The organism is Terriglobales bacterium (assembly GCA_035454605.1).
In the GTDB taxonomy this organism is placed as follows: Bacteria; Acidobacteriota; Terriglobia; order Terriglobales; family Acidobacteriaceae; genus DATMAB01.
The window spans coordinates 1-3,133 of record DATIGQ010000022.1; the positions used below are offsets into that span (position 1 = coordinate 1).

The window sequence follows — 3,133 nt, forward strand, 5'->3', positions numbered from 1 at the left end:
GCACCAGCCCCTGGTGGCGGACGCTGGTGAGGAATCCGGCTTCCTGCTCGCCGGAAGCGGCCACTCCCAACTGCCCGCGGATCTCCTGCCGCAGTTCGGCGATGCCCAAGCCCGTCAATGCGGAGGTTTGCACGCGCACCATGCCGTTCACGGCAGCGCGCGCTTGGCCGGCGTCGGGCGCGAGGTCAACCTTGTTCTCCACCACGATGGCTCGTCGCTCGGCCACCAGCTTGAGCAACTCTTCTTCCTGCTGGGCGGGCGGACGCGAAGCGTCGAGCACCACCAGCGCCAGGTCGCAATCGGCCAGCGCCTCCAGCGACTTGCGCACCCCGATGCTCTCGGCTTCATCGAGCGCATCGCGCAGGCCGGCGGTATCCACCAGGCGTACCGGGATGCCGTCGAGCGCCACGGTCTCGCTCACCAGGTCGCGCGTGGTTCCAGGTGACGCGGTCACGATGGCGCGCTCGCGCTCCACCAGCCGGTTGAACAGGCTCGATTTGCCCACGTTCGGACGCCCGACGATGGCCAGCGTCATCCCCTCGTGCACCAGCTTGCCGTAGGCAAACGAGGCCTCGAGTTCGGCCAGCGGCGCGCGCACCTCGGCGAGACCCGCCAGGATCTGCTCCGCGGGCAGCACCGGGACATCGTCTTCGGCGAAGTCGATGCCGGCTTCGAGCCGCGCGATCAGCTCCACCAGCGCCTGCTTGATGGGCGCCAGGCGATGCGACACCGCGCCGCCCAACTGCTGGGCCGCCACCTTGGCCTGGTAGAGCGTCTGCGACTCGATGAGGTCGCGCACCGCCTCGGCCTGGGTGAGGTCGAGCCGGCCGTTCAGGAATGCGCGCAGGGTGAACTCGCCGGGCTCCGCCAGGCGCGCGCCCCGCTCCAGGCACATCTCGACGACGTGGCGAAGCACGACTGGCGCGCCATGCGTGGAGATCTCGACGACGTCTTCGGTGGTGTAGGAATGCGGCTTCTGGAAGTAGGTGACGACGACTTCGTCGATTCTTTCGCCCGCCCCCAGCCCGCCCGTCGCTTCGCCGGTCGCGGGCTCGATGAGTTCGCCGAAAATGGCGCGGTTGGGTTCGAGCGCGTGCTTCAGGCGCAGGAGCGGCAGCGCGATGTCGCGCGCCTCCGGCCCCGAGAGTCGCACCACGCCGATGCCGCCGCGGCCCGGTGGGGTGGAGATGGCGACGATGGTATCGTCGAGGTGCACGGCGGGTATCACGTGATTGTAGTGGCTGCGCGGGTCGTGGGATGAACCAGACACCGGTGGGGACGAAAAGGCGCGCCCCTTGAATCCCGCCCCGGGGATGAATCATCCATTCCGGTCACGGGAGGAGAATCACCATGAGCGTGACCGATGAGGTTCTCGAAGCCAACCGTCGCTATGCCGAACGATTCCAGTTGGGGCACCTGGCCATGCCGCCGGCGCGCAAGCTGGCCGTAGTAGCCTGCATGGACGCGCGGCTCACCGTCGAAGAAGCGCTCGGACTCCACACCGGCGACGCACACATCATCCGTAACGCCGGAGGGATCGTTACCGAGGATGCTCTGCGCTCGTTGATCATCTCCCACCACCTTCTGGGAACGCAGGAATTCGTGGTCATCAATCACACCGATTGCGGCATGCTCAGCTTCCAGGATGAAGATCTGCGCCAGCGGTTGCACCGCGAGACGGGCGCGCTGGCCGCCGTTCCAGCTCGTTTCTTCGCCTTCGGCGACCTGGAGGACAACCTGCGCGAACAGCTGCTAAAGATCCAATCGCATCCTTGGGTTCCGCGGCACATCCCGGTCCGCGGTTTCATCTTTGACGTCAAGACGGGGCGGCTGCGCGAAGTCAAGGCCGCTGCCTCATCGAGGATTCCGGCCTAGGACGGGGTTTGTGGCGGCTCGGAGCCCTTGGATGGCTGGGCTGGGGATTTCGGTTGCGGCCCCTTGCCGGGTTCGCTGCGCTCTCCCGCCGTCACGCCCGCCGGCCGATTCATCTTCGCGAAGTTGGCCTGCATGGTTTCGTAGACACGGTCGATCTTGTTGTGCAACTGCGCCACCTCCAGTTCAGCTTTCAGGTTGATCTGATATTCGAGGTCGGCCTTCAGCCGGTCCTTGGCCGACTGCCGGTTCTGCGACATCATGATCACCGGCGCCTGCAGCGCCGCCAGGGTGGAGAGCAAGAGGTTCAGCAGAATGAACGGGTAAGGATCGTAGGCCTTCGACAGCAGGATGAAGGCATTGAGGAACATCCAACCCATTAGGAATGCCCCGAAAACCAGGATGAACGTCCACGAACCGCCGAAGGTGGCCACGCGGTCGGCAATGCGCTCGCCGAAGGTCATCCGCTCTTGCTCTTCTTCGTTGACGTTGCGCGTCACGTGGGTGCGCAGCAGCTCGTCGGTGGTACGCAGGCGCCGGCCCACCACCGTGAGCAGGTCGAGCGCGGCCTTGGGATGCCGCTTCAGAAACTCCAGCAGGTGTTCGCGGTCGAGCGTAAGTGTCTCCGTGCTCTCCACCGCCACGGCGGTCGCCGTGCGCGCGCCGCCGTCGAGCAACGAGATCTCGCCGAACAGGTCGCCTGGTCCGTTTTCCGCCAGGATGGTCTTCTCGCCCTCGTAGTTTTCCACGAAGACCTCGACCTTGCCGGAACGCACCAGGTACAGGCAGTCCCCGGCATCGCCGAAGGAAAAAATGCTGTCGCCTTTGTCGAATCGCTTGACGCTCAGGATCGCCGCCAGGTTCAGGCGTTCCTTTTTCCCCAGCAGCGCGAACAGCGGGACTTCCGCCAGCAGTTCCACTTCTGCGGCCATGGCCATCACCTCGCCGCGCCCGCCCCGGCGGGCTGCGGTCAAGCGCATCATGCCAAGGTGCGGGGAGGAGCGCTAGTGGTTTGTGAAGGGACGATTCACCGCGGAGACATGGAGGATTGACGATTGATTCATTTGTTCATTGAAGATTGGTGAAGGCGCGGTTTTCAATCGTCAATGAATCAATGTATTACCGTCCCTTGCGGAAGCTCTTCACATGGGGCCGGCCGCCCGGCCGGGGTGCGCCGGGTTGGTAGTCCTTGGGGAAGATCACCACGTAGCGGCGCCCGCCTTCGCCCTGGCTCTCGCTGCGCAGGTCGGGATAATCGCGC

3 protein-coding genes are annotated in these 3,133 nt (G+C 65.2%); 1 reads left to right on the forward strand and 2 read right to left on the reverse strand.

Annotation, left to right across the window (positions count from 1 at the left end; genetic code table 11):
• On the reverse strand, positions 1-1,216 hold a 1,216-nt coding region (mnmE, locus tag VLE48_01690; GenBank protein ID HSA91697.1), incomplete at its 3' end, for a tRNA uridine-5-carboxymethylaminomethyl(34) synthesis GTPase MnmE.
• A 134-nt stretch (positions 1,217-1,350) separates the two neighbouring features.
• Here mnmE and VLE48_01695 point away from each other — a divergent pair.
• Positions 1,351-1,875, forward strand: coding sequence for a carbonic anhydrase (locus VLE48_01695; GenBank protein HSA91698.1), 525 nt, complete (start codon positions 1,351-1,353; stop codon positions 1,873-1,875).
• Here VLE48_01695 and VLE48_01700 read toward each other — a convergent pair.
• The gene (locus tag VLE48_01700) at positions 1,872-2,855 is read right to left on the reverse strand and encodes a DUF1003 domain-containing protein (protein HSA91699.1); all 984 of its coding nucleotides are present in this window, start codon (positions 2,853-2,855) and stop codon (positions 1,872-1,874) included. The genes VLE48_01695 and VLE48_01700 overlap by 4 nt on opposite strands.
• Positions 2,856-3,133: the final 278 nt, after the last annotated feature.